This window comes from Pseudomonas retamae (assembly GCF_043496865.1).
GTDB lineage: Bacteria > Pseudomonadota > Gammaproteobacteria > Pseudomonadales > Pseudomonadaceae > Aquipseudomonas > Aquipseudomonas retamae.
Genome location: NZ_JBIEIL010000008.1, coordinates 316,197 through 334,527, shown reverse-complemented (window position 1 = coordinate 334,527; position 18,331 = coordinate 316,197). Strand labels below are relative to the sequence as shown.

General features: G+C 59.7%; 15 protein-coding genes. 9 read left to right on the top strand and 6 right to left on the bottom strand.

All coding sequences use genetic code 11. The annotated features are described in order from the left end of the window. Positions 1-72, bottom strand: a 72-nt coding sequence (locus tag ACGSLL_RS18020) for a hypothetical protein (protein WP_394503822.1), incomplete at its 3' end; no start/stop codon positions are given. A gap of 390 nt (positions 73-462) precedes the next feature. Here ACGSLL_RS18020 and ACGSLL_RS18015 point away from each other — a divergent pair. The 5 genes from ACGSLL_RS18015 to ACGSLL_RS17995 all read left to right on the top strand — a co-directional run bounded on the left by ACGSLL_RS18015 (position 463) and on the right by ACGSLL_RS17995 (position 5,919). After that, on the top strand, positions 463-1,902 hold the full coding sequence (locus ACGSLL_RS18015; RefSeq protein ID WP_394507381.1) for an aminotransferase-like domain-containing protein: 1,440 nt from the start codon (positions 463-465) through the stop codon (positions 1,900-1,902). A 77-nt stretch (positions 1,903-1,979) separates the two neighbouring features. Beyond that, positions 1,980-2,453 carry a translation initiation factor 2 gene (locus ACGSLL_RS18010; RefSeq protein WP_394507380.1) on the top strand — a complete coding sequence of 158 codons (474 nt, stop codon included), beginning with the start codon at positions 1,980-1,982 and terminating at the stop codon, positions 2,451-2,453. Between the two features lie 164 nt (positions 2,454-2,617). Continuing rightward, positions 2,618-2,872 (top strand): YkgJ family cysteine cluster protein, encoded by a 255-nt coding sequence (locus ACGSLL_RS18005; protein ID WP_332767389.1) that lies wholly within the window; start codon positions 2,618-2,620, stop codon positions 2,870-2,872. A gap of 40 nt (positions 2,873-2,912) precedes the next feature. Then, positions 2,913-3,518, top strand: coding sequence for an START domain-containing protein (locus tag ACGSLL_RS18000; protein WP_394507379.1), 606 nt, complete (start codon positions 2,913-2,915; stop codon positions 3,516-3,518). Positions 3,519-3,825: 307 nt separating this feature from the next. Beyond that, the gene (locus ACGSLL_RS17995; protein ID WP_394507378.1) at positions 3,826-5,919 is read left to right on the top strand and encodes an LTA synthase family protein; all 2,094 of its coding nucleotides are present in this window, start codon (positions 3,826-3,828) and stop codon (positions 5,917-5,919) included. Positions 5,920-5,988: 69 nt separating this feature from the next. Here the strand turns inward: ACGSLL_RS17995 and ACGSLL_RS17990 are convergent, their stop codons facing one another. Then, positions 5,989-6,147 (bottom strand): DUF3309 family protein, encoded by a 159-nt coding sequence (locus ACGSLL_RS17990; RefSeq protein WP_172833327.1) that lies wholly within the window; start codon positions 6,145-6,147, stop codon positions 5,989-5,991. 299 nt (positions 6,148-6,446) lie between these two features. On the opposite strand from ACGSLL_RS17990, the gene ACGSLL_RS17985 reads away from it, so the two are divergent. From ACGSLL_RS17985 to csrA, 3 genes are all read left to right on the top strand, one after another. Then, on the top strand, positions 6,447-7,262 hold the full coding sequence (locus ACGSLL_RS17985; protein WP_394507377.1) for an SDR family oxidoreductase: 816 nt from the start codon (positions 6,447-6,449) through the stop codon (positions 7,260-7,262). Positions 7,263-7,325: 63 nt separating this feature from the next. After that, positions 7,326-7,658, top strand: a complete 333-nt coding sequence (locus ACGSLL_RS17980) for a YnfA family protein (RefSeq protein ID WP_008088571.1) — start codon at positions 7,326-7,328, stop codon at positions 7,656-7,658. Positions 7,659-7,793: 135 nt separating this feature from the next. After that, positions 7,794-7,979, top strand: coding sequence for a carbon storage regulator CsrA (gene csrA / locus ACGSLL_RS17975; protein ID WP_090285114.1), 186 nt, complete (start codon positions 7,794-7,796; stop codon positions 7,977-7,979). Positions 7,980-7,982: 3 nt separating this feature from the next. On the opposite strand, the gene ACGSLL_RS17970 is transcribed toward csrA, so the two are convergent. The 4 genes from ACGSLL_RS17970 to ACGSLL_RS17955 all read right to left on the bottom strand — a co-directional run bounded on the left by ACGSLL_RS17970 (position 7,983) and on the right by ACGSLL_RS17955 (position 13,255). Continuing rightward, complete coding sequence (locus ACGSLL_RS17970; RefSeq protein ID WP_003199186.1) at positions 7,983-8,210, bottom strand: YheU family protein; 228 nt, start codon at positions 8,208-8,210, stop codon at positions 7,983-7,985. Between the two features lie 170 nt (positions 8,211-8,380). Next, complete coding sequence (locus ACGSLL_RS17965) at positions 8,381-9,571, bottom strand: osmoprotectant NAGGN system M42 family peptidase (protein ID WP_090285110.1); 1,191 nt, start codon at positions 9,569-9,571, stop codon at positions 8,381-8,383. Positions 9,572-9,733: 162 nt separating this feature from the next. Next, positions 9,734-11,479 (bottom strand): N-acetylglutaminylglutamine synthetase, encoded by a 1,746-nt coding sequence (gene ngg, locus ACGSLL_RS17960; RefSeq protein WP_394507376.1) that lies wholly within the window; start codon positions 11,477-11,479, stop codon positions 9,734-9,736. 3 nt (positions 11,480-11,482) lie between these two features. Further along, entirely contained in the window at positions 11,483-13,255 is a 1,773-nt protein-coding gene (locus ACGSLL_RS17955) for an N-acetylglutaminylglutamine amidotransferase (protein WP_394507375.1), read from the bottom strand. 243 nt (positions 13,256-13,498) lie between these two features. Here ACGSLL_RS17955 and ACGSLL_RS17950 point away from each other — a divergent pair, with 243 nt between their 5' ends. Further along, positions 13,499-18,328, top strand: a complete 4,830-nt coding sequence (locus ACGSLL_RS17950; RefSeq protein WP_394507374.1) for an NEL-type E3 ubiquitin ligase domain-containing protein — start codon at positions 13,499-13,501, stop codon at positions 18,326-18,328. Positions 18,329-18,331 lie beyond the last annotated feature (3 nt).

The following is an 18,331-nucleotide window of genomic DNA, read 5'->3' as shown; positions in this document are numbered from 1 at the left end:
TCGAACGGCTGTCTCACCAATGTTCAAATCCTGGCAAACCTGCACAACGGTCAGCCCCTGATCCTTGATCATCTTCACGACTTGCAGCTTAAAACTGTCGTCGAATGCTCTGCGTTTTTTGGTCATGGATAACTCCTCGATAGATGTATTTTCCACCTATCGGGGTGTCCGGGGAAATTAGACCACTGCAGGCTTTGAACTTGAGTACGACTCGGTATTTAGGGTTGGCGTATCTCTTTCATCCACCCCGGTCAGTTCCCTCTCCCCCTGGGAGAGGGCTAGGGTGAGGGGCTTTTGATCTTGAGCCACGTTTCTCGACCCTTTCTCAAAAAAACAGCACAGTCCCCGCAGACACCGCACTGTATCGTCGACTAAAGTGACAACTGTCCCAGTACACTTCTAAACTGTTCCGGTATTGTTTCGCACAAGAATAAAATCGCCCGTGAAATCGAGTGCTGCGTCATGACCAATCTCTTGCTCTACCAACGTATTGCTCAACAACTGGCCGAGGATATTCGGCGTGGCGTTTATCAGCCGGGGGAGCGGGTGCCTTCGGTGCGCAAGATGAGTTCGCAGCTCAACGTCAGTCATGCGACGGTGTTGCAGGCTTACGCCAATCTTGAGGATCAGGGTTTGATCCGCGCGCGGCCGCAGTCGGGTTATTACGTGCATCAGACGCCGGCGCTGACGGCGCCGACGCCGGATATTGCGCGGGTTGAGCGGCCGGGGCTGGTGACGCGCAGCAGCATCATTCAGCAGGTATTGGTCGAGTCGCGTCGTGAAGGCGTGTTTCCGCTGGGGGCGGCGGTGCCGAGTGTCGATTATTTGCCGGTGCGTGCGCTGCATCAGCAGTTGGCCAAGGTCACCCGTTTCCATAGTCCGCGTGCCTTCAGTTACATGTTCAGCCCAGGTTTTGAACCGCTGCGCCGGCAGGTGGCGATTCGTATGCGTGATGCCGGGGTGGTGGTTGATCCATCCGAGGTGGTGATTACGCACGGTTGTGTCGATGCCCTGCAAATGTCGTTGCGGGTGTTGACCCGGCCGGGGGATTTGATCGCGGCTGAATCGCCGACGTATTACGGTCTGCTGCAACTGGCCGATCTGCTCGGCCTCAAGGTCATCGAAATTCCCAGCGACCCCGCCACTGGCATGAGCCTGGAAGCGCTGCAACTGGCGGCCAACCAGTGGTCGATCAAGGCGCTGGTGCTGACTACGCGCCTGAGCAATCCGCTGGGCGGCACCATGCCCGAAGAGCGGCAGAAGCAACTGCTGCGCCTGGCCTCGGATTTCGATATCCAGATCGTTGAAGACGATATTTATGGCGAGTTGATGTTCGAGCAGGGCAAGACCAAGGCGCTCAAGGCCTATGACCGCCTCGATCGGGTGATCTACTGTTCGAGTTTTTCCAAGACCCTGTCGCCGGGTGTGCGCATCGGCTGGATGATCGCTGGCAAGTTTCAGCAGGAAATCCAGCGTCTGCAGACCTTCAGCACGCATTCGGCTTGCAGTGTCACGCAGATGGCGATTGCTGCTTATCTGGAAAACGGTGGCTATGACCGGCATTTACGCTACATCCGCCAGGAATACCGGAAAAACCTCAGCGCCTTCCAGCTGGCGGTGCAGCAGCATTTCCCAGAAGGTACGCAAATGACCCGGCCCACGGGCGGTTTCATTCTTTGGGTGAGCTTGCCTGGGCGGGTCAATACGCAGGAATTGCATGTGCGCGCGTTGCAGCAGGGCATCAGTATCGCGCCGGGGCTGATCTTCAGTAATACCGAGCAATTCAACCACTGTATTCGCCTGAACTGCGGCATTCCGTGGAATCGCGAGGCGGAACGGGCGTTGATGACGCTGGGGCTGTTGGCGACGCAACTTTGCCAGGAAACCGCTGGCGGATTCTGAACGAGCGGCAGTTCAGGCTTGTCTTGTCGCGCGCAAAAAGCGAGCATGTGGCCCTCTGCCGTCAGTTCGTTGGGTCCATGAAAGCGATTGTTCCTGCCGCGTGGGTTTTGCTGGGTTTGTTGATGATCGGTCAGGCGCCGAGTGTCATGGCGGCTGCCACCCAGGAAAAACCGGCGGCGACCAGTACGAGCACGAAAACCGCGAAAACCGCAGCACCGGTCAAAAAAGCCCAGGCGAAAAAAGCCGCCACGGTGAAGAAGCGCCGCCCGGTAGCCTCGAAATCGAAACCTGCCAGCGAAGTTGCGAAAACCCGATTGCCGAAGGCGAAGCTCGACCTCAGCCTGCCCAAGGACATGGTCGAAGAGTTGAAGCCCAAGGGCACCGTGGAGTTGCCCAAGCGCGAGGCGATTCTGCCGCAGATGTTTGGCGAAAAGGACAGCGGCTTCCAACTCAACGGTCGCTTGCTCAGCAACGAAATGCAGTTGCAATTGCGCAATGACGAACGCCGCGAAGTTGAAGGCGCGGCGTTGGACTTCGAATTCAAACAGTAAATGACCCCTGCCTGTAACACACAGAACAGACGCTTGGTCGGAGACTGGTCAGTCACTTTCACTTATCGCTTAAAACCCGCTGCAGACAATTTGAAACAGCCGTTTTAGCGGTTACTCTGTTTCCCGTCTCTTTACACATCGCCCGTTGCGAGGATCTGTTCGTCATGAAATGCCGTGAAGGCTGTGGCGCTTGCTGCATTGCCCCTTCCATCAGTTCGCCGATTCCCGGCATGCCCGATGGTAAACCTGCCGGCGAACGTTGCGTGCAGCTGTCGGTCGATAACCTGTGCAACATTTTCGGCCGCCCGGAGCGTCCGCCAGTCTGTTCAGGCTTCGCTGCGGATGTCGAAGTCTGTGGCAGCAGCGCCGAAGAAGCGATCAGGCTGATCGGTTGGTGGGAGCAGATGACGGCGGCGTGATGTGTCAAGGCAACGGAACTTCAACAATAAGGAAAAGACTATGGGTTCGCTGCATCGTATCGCTGTGTTGTGTGGTTTGACCGCTGTGCTGGCCACCTCGGTTGCTCAGGCTGAGGACTGGAAAGTCGCCAAGAACGAGGACGGCATCAAGGTCTCGCTGAGCGAAATACCCGGCTCGGACTACAAGTCCTATCAGGGCGTCGCGCTGATGAAGACCACCATCGCCAAACTGCGCGCGCTGCAGGAAGACGTTGCGGGTGCCTGCGCCTGGATTCACGAATGCAAGACCCAGAAACTGCTCAAGCACGAAGGCGACCAGAGCTGGACCTACACTCAGTTCAACACACCGTGGCCGGTGACTCCGCGTGATTCGGTGTTGCGCATCACCACCGTCGAAGGCGCCGACGGCAGCCTGACCCGCAATCTCGAAGGCGTGCCGACTTATCTGCCGGAAGAAAAAGGTTTCGTGCGGGTGCAGCAGGTCAAGGGTTTCTGGAAGTTCGTACCCAAAGGCGATCAGGTTGAAGTGACCTATCAAGTGCACACCGAACCAGGCGGCAGCGTGCCGGCCATGGTTGCCAACAAGTTCGTGGTGGATGCGCCATTCAATACGCTCAAAGCCTTGAAACAACGCGCGGAGAAATAATTCGCGCACTTTGAAATAAACGCCCCGATTGATTCGGGGCGTTTCGTTTCCGGCTTTATTGTGTTTCCAGATATGCGTTGGACGAAATTTTCACAAAGTGTTCCCGACAATTCGCCCGCGCTGACGGCCCGCACTCATCGCTCTAAATGAAAGCATCTGGCGGTGCGGCAGTAATCAATAGCAATGGTGCGGGTGATCGTGCAACATTTGCGCACCGCGCACGCCCCGGGGTCTGGAATGACCAATAGAGGGCACGGCGCCGCTTTATTCTTTGCAACTTCAACTTTCCAATGGGTCCTAAAACGACATGGCAAACCCGGACGCCCTGAATCAGCAGCGATCTTCCAGTCGCCTGCTGCAACCGACCGTCAAATCGCATCTGGCCTACACGCTGCTTTGTGCGCTGGTCATGATGGTGATGTTTTCCGTGCTGCGCCTCGCGCTGCTGGTCTACAACCGCGAGATGATCCTCGACACCCCGGTCTCGACCTTCCTTGAAGCGTTCGTCAATGGTCTGCGTTTCGACCTGCGCCTGGTGGTCTACCTGTGCATTCCGCTGGTGCTGGCGCTGTTCAGTGCCCGGGCCATGGCCGCGCGCGGTTTCTTCCGCCTGTGGCTGACCATCGCCTCGAGCATCGCGCTGTTCCTCGGCCTGATGGAGATGGACTTCTACCGCGAGTTCCACCAGCGCCTCAACGGTCTGGTGTTCCAGTATGTGAAGGAAGACCCGAAAACCGTGATGAGCATGCTCTGGTACGGTTTTCCGGTGGTTCGCTACCTGCTGGCGTGGGTCATCGGCACGGTCATTCTGACCCTCGCGTTCAAAGGCGCCGACCGCGCCACGCGTCCGCGCGGTCCGTTCAGCGGCGGCAGTGTCAGCTCGCGTCAGGTCGCGCCGTGGTACACCCGTCTGGCGGTGTTCGTGGTCTGCCTGCTGATCTGTGTGGTGGCTGCTCGTGGCACCCTGCGTCAGGGCCCGCCAATGCGTTGGGGCGACGTGTACACCACCGATTCCAACTTCGCCAACCAGCTCGGCCTCAACGGCACGCTGTCGCTGATCGCTGCCGCCAAGGCGCGCATGGGCGAGGATCGCGACAACATCTGGAAAGCCACGTTGCCGCAGGAACAGGCGCAAAAAGTGGTGCGTGACATGCTGCTGATGCCGGACGACAAACTGGTCGACGCCGACATCGCTGCGGTGCGCCGTGACTACATGCCGCCGGCCGACAAGACCCTGCCGATCAAGAACGTCGTCGTGATCCTGATGGAAAGCATGGCCGGCCACTCGGTCGGTGCGCTGGGCGCGCCGGGCAATATCACGCCGTATCTGGACAAACTGTCGAAGGAAGGCCTGCTGTTCGACCGCTTCTTCTCCAACGGCACGCACACCCACCAGGGCATGTTCGCGACCATGGCCTGTTTCCCCAACCTGCCGGGTTTCGAGTACCTGATGCAGACCCCGGAAGGTAGCCACAAGTTGTCCGGCCTGCCGCAGTTGCTCAGTGCGCGTGACTACGACGATGTGTATGTCTACAACGGCGATTTCGCCTGGGACAACCAGTCGGGCTTCTTCAGCAACCAGGGCATGACCAACTTCGTCGGCCGTAACGACTTCGTCAACCCGGTGTTCTCCGACCCGACGTGGGGCGTGTCCGACCAGGACATGTTCGACCGTGGTCTGCAGGAGCTGAAGGCGCGGGAAAACGGCAAGCCGTTCTATGCGCTGCTGCAAACCCTGTCCAACCACACGCCATACGCCTTGCCGACGCCATTGCCGGTCGAGCGCGTGACTGACCGTGGCAGCCTCAACGAACACCTGACCGCCATGCGCTACTCCGACTGGGCGCTGGGCCAGTTCTTCGAGAAGGCGCGCAAGGAGAAGTACTTCAACGAAACCCTGTTCGTCATCGTCGGCGACCACGGCTTCGGCAACGAGCGCCAGATCACCGAAATGGACCTGGGCCGCTTCAACGTACCGATGCTGATGATCGCACCGGGCATCCAGCAGAAGTTCGGCACCCGTGACCATACCGTCGGTACGCAGATCGACATCGTGCCGACCATCATGGGCCGCCTCGGTGGCGAAGTGCGGCACCAGTGCTGGGGCCGTGACCTGCTCAACCTGCCGCAGGGCGATACCGGTTTCGGTGTGATCAAGCCGTCGGGCAGCGAGCAGACCACGGCGATTGTCACTGCAGACCAGATCCTGGTGTTGCCGCGCGACAAGGACATGGGGCCGAAAATCTGGCAATACGAGCTCGGTGCCAATCCGCACGCCGAAGTGGTGCCGAATGCACCGCGTACCGCCGAACTGAAACTCAAGCTGGAAGCGTTCCTGCAAACCGCGACCAAGAGCCTGCTGGATAACACCGCCGGGGTGATTCACGGCAAGCCGGACTGATTGCTGTTGAAAAACGCGTAATAAAAAAGAGGCCCTCAACAGGGCCTCTTTTTTTACAGCTTCAAATCGTCATATCTTGCCGAGTAGCAACAACACCAACAGCACGACCAGTACGACACCGATGATGCCCGACGGACCATAACCCCAACTTCTGGAGTGCGGGAAGACCGGCAGACCACCGATCAGCAACAGGATCAGGATGATGATAAGAATTGTGCCCATGTCGATTTCCTTGTTGGTAATGTCGAGAAGTCTTAATGTTCAAGGGCGACTGGATACCAAGTAATTCCAGCCGGCTTACAAGTTCCGACTTGTGCCAAGTGGAAAAAATTCCATGTTTTTTTAATGTATTTGGATTGCAGGCTTATTTCTTTTTTTCGCCCGGCTAGTTCAGAACTTACTCGACGTCGTTGAATCCAACGCGCCCCGGTTTGCCCTCACCATTCAGCAATCTGATGGAGCGTGGGTGATGGCCGATCGTTCGCTACACTCGGCGCATCTTTCCCGGAACAACAAGGCTGTCTGCTATGCAAAATCGCATGATGATCACTGGCGCGGGCTCGGGGCTGGGTCGCGAAATCGCGCTGCGCTGGGCGCGTGAGGGCTGGCAGCTGGCGCTGTCCGACGTCAGCGAGCCCGGCCTGCAGGAAACCCTGAAGCTAGTCCGCGAGGCCGGCGGTGACGGTTTCATCCAGCGCTGCGATGTGCGCGATTACAGCCAGCTCACGGCATTCGCCCAAGCGTGTGAAGAGAAGCTCGGCGGCATCGACATTATCGTCAACAACGCCGGCGTGGCGTCGGGCGGTTTCTTCAGCGAGTTGTCGCTGGAAGACTGGGACTGGCAGATCGCGATCAACCTCATGGGCGTGGTCAAGGGCTGCAAGGCGTTCCTGCCGCTGCTGGAGCAAAGCAAAGGCAAGATCATCAACATCGCCTCCATGGCGGCGCTGATGCAGGGGCCGGCCATGAGCAACTACAACGTGGCCAAGGCCGGTGTGGTGGCGCTTTCGGAAAGTCTGTTGATAGAGCTGGCGCAACAGGAAGTCGGTGTACACGTGGTTTGCCCGTCGTTCTTCCAGACCAACCTGCTCGATTCGTTCCGCGGGCCGACCCCGGCGATGAAGGCCCAAGTGGGCAAGTTGCTGGAAAGTTCGCCGATCAGCGCCGCGGATATCGCCGACTACATTTATCAGCAAGTGGCCGCCGGTGAATTCATGATCCTGCCCCACGAACAAGGGCGCATGGCCTGGGCGATCAAGCAAAAGAACCCGCAGTTGCTCTATAACGAAATGACCAGCATGGCCGAGAAAATGCGCGCCAAGGCCAAACAGAACAACGGCTGAACTTGCCCGCAGCAGACGGCGTCGTTAGGGTGGCCGCAATGGTCACCCTGTCGAGACGCATCGATGCTCAATTACTTATGGTTCTTCCTCGCGGCGCTGTTTGAGATCGCCGGCTGCTTCGCCTTCTTCATGTGGCTGCGCCAGGGCAAAAGTGCCCTGTGGGTGATTCCGGCGCTGTTGAGTCTGACGTTGTTCGCACTCCTGCTGACGCGCGTCGAAGCCAACTATGCCGGGCGCGCGTATGCCGCTTACGGCGGAATCTACATCGTCGCTTCGATTGGCTGGCTGATGGTGGTCGAGCGCGTGCGGCCACTGGGCTCTGACTGGATCGGCGTGGCGTTGTGCGTGATCGGCGCCAGTGTGATCCTGTTCGGGCCGCGGTTTTCAGCGGCTTAAGCTTGTTTTGCAGGAAACGTCTTACGGCTCTGAGCGCGCAAGGCTGTAAGGCAAAACTGATTTGCCTGCTGCGCATTGTGCAGCCGCCGCAAGCCGCGCATCTTCAGGGTTCGCTAACCCTGAAGGACCTATCTCATGCTTGTACTCAGCCGTGTCGTTGGTGAGTTGATTTCAATCGGTGACGACATTTCCCTGCGCGTTCTGTCGGTCAATGGCTCCAGCGTGCGCTTCGGCGTCGAAGCCCCGCAAAACGTGCATGTGCACCGATCAGAAGTCTACGACCGGATCAAGCGCAAGGAAGGCGTGCAAAAAGTTCGCTGAGCCTCAGTCGAACAAATGCTTGGGCACATCGTGCTTGAGCATCAACTGGCACTGTTCGCTTTCCGGGTCGAAGACAATCAACGCCTGGCCCTTGGTCAGCGCCTGGCGTACGCGCAGAACACGGGTTTCCAGCGGCGTGTCATCGCCATTGTCGGTACCGTCGCGGGTGACAAAATCCTCGATCAGGCGGGTGAGGGTGTCGACTTCAAGTTGGTCGTGGGGAATCAGCATGGGCACCTCGGCTAAATCAATGGCGCGATGCTACGGCGAATGGTGTTGGCCTGCCAGTTTTGTGTTGGCTGGGCAGGCCTCTTCGCGAGCAGGCTCGCTCCCACATGTAAAATGCGATCCCCTGTGGGAGCGAGCCTGCTCGCGAAGGCGGTTATCTGCTCACCGCAGGCTCAACTGTCGGAACGCTGCCCCACCAGACTGTCCACCGGCGGCACCCGCGTTTCGCTCTCCATCTGCGTGTCGTGTTCGATCTGATGACTGAAGCGGTCCAGCGAGGCATTGGCCGGGGCCGCGTCGCTGGCGAACACCGGCGGGCTCAGAATGTAGGCGCCGAGCAATCGGCTCAACGCCGCCAGACTGTCGATGTGCGTGCGCTCATAGCCGTGAGTCGCATCGCAGCCAAAGGCGAGCAGGGCAGTGCGGATGTCGTGCCCCGCCGTTACTGCCGAATGGGCGTCACTGAAGTAATAGCGGAACATGTCGCGGCGCACCGGCAACTCGTGTTCACCGGCCAGGCGCAACAAGTGCCGCGACAGGTGATAGTCATACGGCCCGCCGGAGTCCTGCATCGCCACACTGACCGCGTGTTCACTGGAATGCTGGCCGGGTGCGACCGGGGCGATGTCGATGCCGACGAACTCGCTGACGTCCCATGGCAATGCCGCCGCCGCGCCACTGCCGGTTTCTTCGGTGATGGTGAACAGCGGATGGCAATCGATCATCAATTCCTGGCCGCTGTCGATGATGGCCTTGAGGGCGGCAAGCAGTGCCGCGACGCCGGCCTTGTCATCCAGGTGACGCGCGCTGATATGGCCGCTCTCGGTGAATTCCGGCAGCGGATCGAACGCGACTACGTCACCGACGTTGATGCCCAGCGACTCGCAATCAGCCTTGGTCGTGCAGTACGCATCAAGACGCAGCTCGACATGGTCCCAACTGATCGGCATCTCGTCGACCTGGGTGTTGAACGCATGCCCGGACGCCATCAGCGGCAAGACACTGCCGCGAATCACGCCGCTGTCAGTGAACAGGCTGACGCGGCTGCCTTCAGCAAAGCGGCTCGACCAGCAGCCGACCGGGGCGAGGGTCAGGCGGCCGTTGTCCTTGACCGCGCGGACTGCGGCGCCAATGGTATCGAGGTGCGCCGAGACTGCGCGGTCGGGGCTGTTCTTCTTGCCCTTGAGCGTGGCGCGAATGGTTCCGCGCCGGGTCATTTCGAACGGGATGCCGAGCTCTTCCAGACGCTCGGCGACGTAGCGCACGATGGTGTCAGTAAAGCCGGTGGGGCTGGGAATGGCGAGCATTTCCAGCAGGACTTTTTGCAGGTAGTTCAGATCCGGTTCGGGGATTTGCAGGGTCATGGAAACTCCTGATGGGTTGAGCACACCGATGGTTTCGATGAGGGGGGATTTGCGGTGTCTGATGCGGCCCCTTCGCGAGCAGGCTCGCTCCCACATTGGAATGCGTTCCCCTGTGGGAGCTAGCCTGCTAGCGATAGCGGTGGTGCATTCAGCGCATCACTGTCAGACCGCCGACTGACTATGCGGAAACAACAGATCGACAAAGCGTTCCGCCGTCGGTTGCGGCTCGTGGTTGGCCAGGCCGGCGCGTTCGTTGGCTTCGATAAAAACGTACTCCGGCTGATCCGCCGCCGGCACCATCAGGTCGAGGCCGACCATCGGGATATCCAGCGCCCGCGCCGCCCGCACTGCTGCGTCGACCAGCGTCGGATGCAAAATCGCCGTGACGTCCTCCAGCGTGCCGCCGGTGTGCAGATTGGCGGTGCGACGCACGAACAGATGTTCGCCGGCCGGGAGAATGCTGTCGTAGTCGTAACCGGCCGCGTGCAAGGTGCGTTCGGTTTCGTGATCGACAGGGATTTTGCTTTCGCCGCCGGTTGCCGCTTGCCGACGTCGGCTCTGCGCCTCGATCAGCGCACCGATCGAATGCTGACCGTCACCGACCACTTCGGCAGGCTTGCGGATGGCCGCTGCAACCACTTCGAAACCGATCACCACAATGCGCAGATCGAGGCCTTCATGGAAGCTCTCGAGCAGCACGCGACTGTCGAATTGCCGCGCGGCTTCGATGGCCTGCTGCACGTCCTCGATCGTCTGCAGATCGACCGCCACGCCTTGGCCCTGTTCGCCGTCGAGCGGCTTGACCACCACCCGCTGGTGTTCGTCGAGAAAGGCCAGATTGTCGTCGGCATTGCCCGCCAGTTGCTGCGCGGGCAGATTCAGCCCGGCGGCTTTCAGCACTTTGTGGGTCAGGCTTTTGTCCTGACACAGGGTCATGCTGATCGCGCTGGTCAGGTCGCTCAACGATTCACGGCAGCGCACCCGGCGCGCGCCATGGCTGAGGGTGAACAGGCCCGCATCTGCATCATCGACCTGTACGTCGATGCCGCGTCGATGGGCTTCCTCGACAATGATTCGCGCGTACGGGTTGAACTGCGCCTCTGGCCCCGGACCGAGAAACAGCGGCTGGTTGATGCCGTTCTTGCGCTTGATGGCGAAGGTCGGCAGGTTGCGGAAACCGAGTTTGGCGTAGAGGTTTTTCGCCTGACGGTTGTCGTGCAACACCGACAGGTCGAGGTAGCTCAGACCGCGACTCATGAAGTGCTCGATCAAGTGCCGCACCAGCACTTCACCGACACCCGGACGCGAGCATTGCGGGTCCACCGCCAGGCACCACAGGCTGCTGCCGTTTTCCGGATCGTTGAAGGCGTTGTGATGATTGAGGCCCATGACGCTGCCGATCACCGCGCCGCTGTCTTCATCCTCCGCCAGCCAGTACACCGGGCCGCCCTGATGATGCGGGGTCAACAGTTCGGGATCGATCGGCAACATGCCGCGCGCCTGATACAAACGGTTGATGCCTTGCCAGTCCGCCTCGCTCTGCGCGCGCCGAATACGGAAGCCGCGAAACACGCGCGTGGATTGGCGGTAATCGCTGAACCACAGGCGCAGCGTGTCGGACGGATCAAGAAACAGCTGCGTCGGCTCGAGTCCGAGAATCTGCTGCGGCGCGGCGACGTACAAGGCAATGTCGCGCTCGCCCGGTTGTTCGTTGAGCAGTTCCTGCGCCAGCGACGCCGGGTCGGGGAAAGTATGGCCGATCAGCAACCGGCCCCAGCCGCAATGCACGGCAATCGGCGCGCAGGGCAGGGTGCTGCCGTCTTCGGCCAGTCGCGCTTGCAGACGTTCGTACGACGGCGCCTGACCACGTAGCAGGCGTTGGTTGATGGACGTGGCGTGGGGTTTCATCAATCAGATTCCTTGTTCACTGAGCCACAGGTTCAGCGCCGCCAGTTGCCACAGTTTCGAACCGCGCAATGGGGTCAACTGGCCTTGAGGGTCAGTCAGAAGCTTGTCGAGCATGCTCGGGTTGAACAGGCCGCGATCCTGACTCGGATCGAGCAGCAGTTCGCGCACCCAGTTGAGCGTGTCACCCTGCAGATGCTTGAGACCGGGCACCGGGAAATAGCCTTTCTTGCGGTCGATCACTTCACTTGGAATGACCCGCCGCGCGGCTTCCTTGAGCACCTGTTTGCCGCCGTCCGGCAGCTTGAACTGGCCCGGCACACGGGCCGACAGTTCGACCAGTCGATAGTCGAGAAACGGTGTACGCGCTTCCAGGCCCCAGGCCATGGTCATGTTGTCGACCCGCTTGACCGGGTCATCGACCAGCATCACCGTGCTGTCCAGGCGCAAGGCCTTGTCCACCGCCGCATCAGCGCCGGGCTGAGCGAAATGTTCTTTAACGAAGTCACCGGCGGCGTCATGGGCCGTCAGCCATTTCGGCTGCACGGTAGCGGCGTAATCGTCGTAGCTGCGGTCGAAAAACGCCGCGCGATAAGCTGCGTACGGATCGGCTGCACCGTCGACTTGCGGATACCAGTGATAACCAGCAAACAATTCGTCGGCACCCTGGCCGCTCTGCACCACCTTGCAATGCTTGGCCACTTCCCGCGACAGCAGGTAAAAGGCGATGCAGTCGTGGCTGACCATCGGCTCGCTCATCGCGCGGAACGCGGCGGGCAGTTGTTCGATGATTTCTTTTTCGTCGATGCGCAGTTGGTGGTGCTGAGTGCCGTAGTGTTTGGCGATCAGGTCGGAATACTGGAATTCGTCACCACGTTCGCCGCCAGCGTCCTGAAAACCGATGGAAAAGGTCGACAGGTTCTCGACGCCGACTTCACGCAACAGCCCGACCAGCATGCTCGAATCGACACCGCCGGAGAGCAGCACACCGACATCGACTGCGGCGCGTTGACGAATCGCAACGGCTTCGCGGGTGCTGTCGAGGACGCGGTCGACCCAGTCTTCCAGCTTGAGATTTTTCTCGTCTTCGTGCGGGCCGTAGGGCAGGGTCCACCAGGTTTTCTGCTCGGTGCTGCCGTCGGCTTCGACGCGCATCCAGCTCGCTGGCGGCAGCTTTTCGATACCGGCCAGCAGCGTGCGCGGCGCAGGCACCACGGCGTGGAAGTTCAGATAGTGATTGAGGGCCACCGGATCGAGAATCGGGTTGATGTCGCCGCCCTTGAGCAGCGCCGGCAGCGCCGATGCGAAACGCAGGCGCTGACCGGTGCGCGACAGATACAGCGGCTTGACGCCGAGACGGTCACGGGCGATGAACAGGCGCTGCGCGTCGCGCTCCCAGATGGCGAAGGCGAACATGCCGTTGAGCTTGGGCAGCAGCGCCTCGCCCCAGGCGTGATAACCCTTGAGCAGCACTTCAGTGTCACCGCCGGAATAAAACGCATAACCCAGCGCTTCGAGCTCGGCGCGCAGTTCCGGGAAGTTGTAAATGGCACCATTGAAGGCCAGCGACAGGCCCAGTTGACTGTCGATCATCGGCTGCGCCGAACCATCCGACAGGTCCATGATTTTCAGGCGCCGATGGCCCAGGGCAATCGGCCCTTGGGCATGGAAGCCCCACGCGTCAGGGCCGCGCGGAGCCAGGTGATGGGTGATGCGCTCGATGGCTGCAAGGTCTGCAGGTCGTTGATCAAAACGTAACTCGCCAGCTAATCCACACATAAAATCCTTACCGGTTTTTCCGTTGGGGAGGGGTCAAACGGGACCTCGCCAAAAGGGCGGGTACTCAGAAACTGACCCGCCACGGTAGGTGGAGTTTTAGAACGATAAGTTATAAGTCCGGGTTTGGGTCTTGCGTCAGCTGGAAAATTGCGGGTATCCGGACGGCGATAGGTAGATACCACCGGCCATCCCCGCCATTCGATAAGTTCATCGGCACCAACCCGCAATAAAGGACTATTACCGATGCCCGCCACAGTGAACACAACCGCGCCGAGTGACGACGCCATTCTGCGCACGCTACTTGCCGCCACCGCCGATCTCGACACTGCGCAAACGTTGCAGAAAACCTTGCCGGCCTATCTGCTCAAAGCCAGCCCCGCCGCATTGGCGACACTCGATCAGACGGCGCGCGACCTGCACGCAACGCAACTGCTGGTCGACAAGGAGCTGCTCGCACTCAAGCCCTTGCACAGCTTCTGTATTGATCAACTGCACACTGCCTTGGGCAATAAATGGCCGTCGGTGACGTTTGATGTCGAGAAAGACTTTCTCAGCCTGCCCGGCGTCGACTGCGGATGCCCGGCAACCTCCACCGATGAACACGGCATTCAGACCTTCCCCCACGCCACGCCGTCGTTGCTGCAAGCGGCGATGCAGAACTTCAGTGAAGATGAGGCTGCGGACACCTTTCCGCAGGGCAGCTTCATCCGCATCAGCAGTGCCGCCCAAGGCGTAAGCGGACTGACTCCGGTCGCTTTCGCCAGATTGTGCCGCGAGCTGGACCTGGGCAAACGCTATCAGGAGCATTTTGCGCAAGTGTTCGGCCTGCGCGACAGCGATGGCAAAGTCATCGCCACCAGTACCATGACCTGCGATATCGCCAAACTGAAAAAGCGCCTGTTTCAACTGGACCTGCAATTGGCCGGCCTGCGAAAACACATCCCTGATACCACGCAGCAAGTCCTGCAAAAGCTGCTCGACAACGATGGCGTCATACCGCCCAAGACCGTGCTTTACAACAAGCAGGCGATGATCCTGCAAGGCATCAAGCTCCTCGACAGCTGCATCTGGGGCGTGGTGGTGTTTTCCAGCCGTTCGGTGGCGTTGTACCCCAATGAACGGTGCGTGGTGTATATGCCCGGCGAGCCGCAGCGCCCGCTCTACGAATACTCAAGCTTCAAAGCTTTCAAGCAGTACCTGACGCAACAATTGCAGGTGAAGGGCTACAAGGATTACTTCGCCAACAGCCTTGATGAAGACGACAAGGCCGACTTCTTCAAAACCTTCGCCGACAGCAAGGACCTGGCGACCGTTGAACAATGGCCGATCAGCGTCGGCCTGTTCGAATTCATGGTGCAAAGCCATGTCGGCAAGCTGCAGACCGACGCGCGCAAGCTGGCAGTGCCGACCGACGATATCGATGAGGAGGTGAGACAAAAACGCTTGCTCGATTTTCTCCAGCTGGGCGTGACGGTGGTTTCGGTCGCCGGACTGTTCGTGCCCGTGCTCGGACAACTGATGATGGGCGTTGCAGTCGGGCAGATGCTCGGTGAAATCTACGAAGGCGTCGAGGACTGGCGCCGTGGCGATCATCAGCAAGCCCTGTCGCATCTGCTCAGCGTGGTGGAAAACATCGCAGCGATGGCGGCTTTTGCCGGAGCGCAAAAAGCCATCGGCGCACTGGGCAAAAAACTGCTGCAGGCGCACCCGGAGTTTTTCGCGCAATTCAGCGCCATTATCAACGGCGCGGGCCAGCCACGGCTGTGGAAGCATGACCTGGCACCTTACGAACATTCCCTGCCGACGGGATTCACCATCGCTGCGGATTCCAAAGACTTTTATCAGATCGGCGAAAAGACCATGGGCCGCGTCGATCACCGAATCTTCGCCGGCGACTACGCTGCCGACAGCAAGGTCTGGCGCCTGCAACATGCCCGACGTGCGCAAGCGTACGTTCCACAAATCACCCGACACATTGAAGGCGGCTGGCGCCTTCCCGCCGAAGAGCCTGAGGAATGGGGCAGTACCGCCTACGCGCTCAAACGCATCGACCCGCAGCTGAGCGAATTTGCCGATACCGATCTGGATATGCTGCGTCGCCTCTGTGATGTCCCGCCCGAGGAACTGCATGAGGCTTTTCTCGACAACGTCAGCCTGTCGGTGCGCTTGCGTGAAACCGTGGAACGCGCGCGCCTGGCGCGACAGTTGCGCAGCTTGAGCAATGAACTGCAGCGCGGTGAAGTCCATTCTGGCCAGCCCGTCGAAGAGCAGTTGCAGACCTTGCCGACAATGAAAGGCTGGCCGACCGACCGCTACATCGAGGTGATCGATGCCGAAGGCGACGTGAGTGCAACCTACCCCGAGACCAAATTGCTCGACGAATCCCTCGCCGTGGTGGTCGATGAAGATAAATTGGCCCGAGGCGAGTTACTGCAAAGCATTATCGACGGGCTGTATCAAAGTGAGGTCGACGCCTTGCTTGGCACCAAAGTCGAGAAAAACCTTCAGCACTCGGCACTGGCAAAAAAACTCGGTTCAGCGCTGAAGACCGATCATCGCGCGACGTTCGAGCGCATGTATCAACGCTACGACCAGAGCGACGCTGACGACGTGCTGAAACTGCGCAAGGTCTTTGCCGATATCCCTGCGCGCTATGCGAAAAAACTCATCGAGCAGGCGCCGAGTGTGCAGCGCCAGAGCTTGCGCGCAAACGGACGCGTGGCCTTGCAGCTTGGGCAGCACGTGAGGACGGCCAGCGCGCGGATACGCCTCGATCGCGCACTCGCCGGATTTCACTGGCCGCGCCTGGCCAACGACGATACCGACAAACTGGCCATACAATTGCTGCCGCGCCTCAGCGGTTGGGATTCGCAGGTGCGCCTGGAAATTCGCGACAAAACCCTGACCGGGCCGATTCTGCAAGCAATAGGTGGAGAGTCGGCGTTAGCTGGCAAAAAATGTTCGCTGGTAAAATCCGCCACGGGCTATGAAGCGTTTGACGGCAACGGTAAATCCCAAGGCAAAGTCGCCGCCGGCCCCAATGCGCTGTTCGATGCCATCCTCAAGGCCGTCCCGACCAGACAGCCCAAGGCCGTCGCCCGCAGTGTCGACACGCTGCCAACCGACGCCGCAGGCTTGCGCAGCCAGTTGCTCGAAAAGGCGCTGGGCGAGCGCGAGGCCACGGCGCGCACGCTGATCGATGACGAATCCGCACTGCTGGAGGCCGAGCCAGCCTGCGTGCAAGGCGACCAGCCAGCCGTCCAGAAACATCCGTCGGCATTGCTGCGCAAAGTCCGCAAACTCTATCCGCGCATGACCGAGGCGCAGGCCAGTGAGTTCATCGACGGCCTGGGCGGCGATGCGCTGAGCCGGGCAATGCGAGTCAAAGCCTTGCGCCGGGATCTCGACAGTCTGCGTGACGCGCTGTTTACCTGGAGCGAGGATATCGACGCGATGAACACCGTGGGCGGCGATCTGGCCGAGCTTCGACACAGTCGCCGCACCTTCGCCGAGCTGATTGAAAACGGCTTTCGGCGTTTTTATCAGGCGAACAACGAAAATGGCAAAGCGGTGGGCGTACTGAACCTTGATGGCATGCGCGTCGGCAAGTTGCCGACGTTGCCACCGGGGATCAGCTTTGACCACATCCAGCAACTGTCGATGCGCAATATGGCACTGGATGACGATGTTGCGTACTTCCTCAAGTCATTCAAACAACTCCAATTGCTTGAACTCGATGACAACGCCATGACGCGTCTGCCTGAAGTGCTGTCGCATATGCCCGGTCTCAACAGCCTGAGTCTGGCGCGCAACAAGATCAGGTTGACTGAGCAGACGCTGAAAAAGCTGAACGGGCTGCACACGCTAGAGCATTTGAATCTCAACGAAAACGCCCTCGGGGCGACGCCTGATGTCGCTCGGATGTTCAACCTGCGTCGGCTGTTGCTGGAGCAAACCGGCATCAGCGAAATACCCGAGGGGCTGTCTCACCTTTTTTATCTGGAATGGGTGGACCTGAAGAACAACCAGATCAAGAACCTGCCGGGCTGGTTGTTTACAACGCCCAGGCGCTTCAGCCAGGCGCTCAATCTGGAGGGCAATAAACTGAGTGAACCGAGCGCGACGTACCTTAAGACGTATCGCGACAATTTCGGCGTCGGCATGGGGGTGATCCCAGACGACATTGTCCGGCTCAACGAGCAACAGTCCCGTGACTTGTGGCTTCCCGAACAGACCGATGCGATGTTTGGCCGACGTGAGCGGATCTGGAACGCCTTCAAGGACGACACAAACGCTGAAGGGCTGTTTCATCTGCTGGCGGAACTGGGCAACACCGCTGATTCGGAGAAGGTCAACGCGGACCTGCGACGGCGAGTCTGGGCGGTACTGGAGGCCGCAGAAAATGACGCTGTGCTGTGCGATCGACTGCTGAATATCGCCGCCAGTCCGATCAATTGCACCGACAGCGCGGCGATGAATTTCAGCCATCTGGAAGTGGCGGTGGAGGTCGCCCGGGTGACCCGCCTCGCCGGCGGCGAGATCACCCGGGCCAAGCCGCTACTCGAACTGGGGCGTGGTCTGTTCCGCCTGGCACAACTGGACGAGATCGCCGCGGAACATGCCGGAAAATTTCCCAGCCTCGATCCGCTCGAAGTCAGCCTCGCCTATCGTATCGGTCTGGCCGAAACGCTGGATTTGCCTGGCCAGGCGCAGCACATGCGCTACGGCACATTGGCCGGAGTCACTAAGGCCGATCTGGAAGTGGCGAAAAACAGGGTCAACACCGCAGAACTTTCGCCCAAATGGTTGAAGTTCATGAGCGAGCAGCCATTCTGGAAGGACTACCTGCGACGCGGCTATCCCCGCCAGTTCGCGCCTGTTGACAATAAGTGGGCGCCCAAAATGACCGCGCTGGACGAAAAGTCGTCCAGCTTGTCCGACGCCGATTACCTGAGCCAGGCAGAGATCATCAAGGCCGAACGGGAAAAAGCCCTGGAAGAGGTGTTTACCCGCCTGACCGACGATGCACTACGCATCGCCGATCTGGGCCTGTGTGCCAGACCCGACGACTGAATA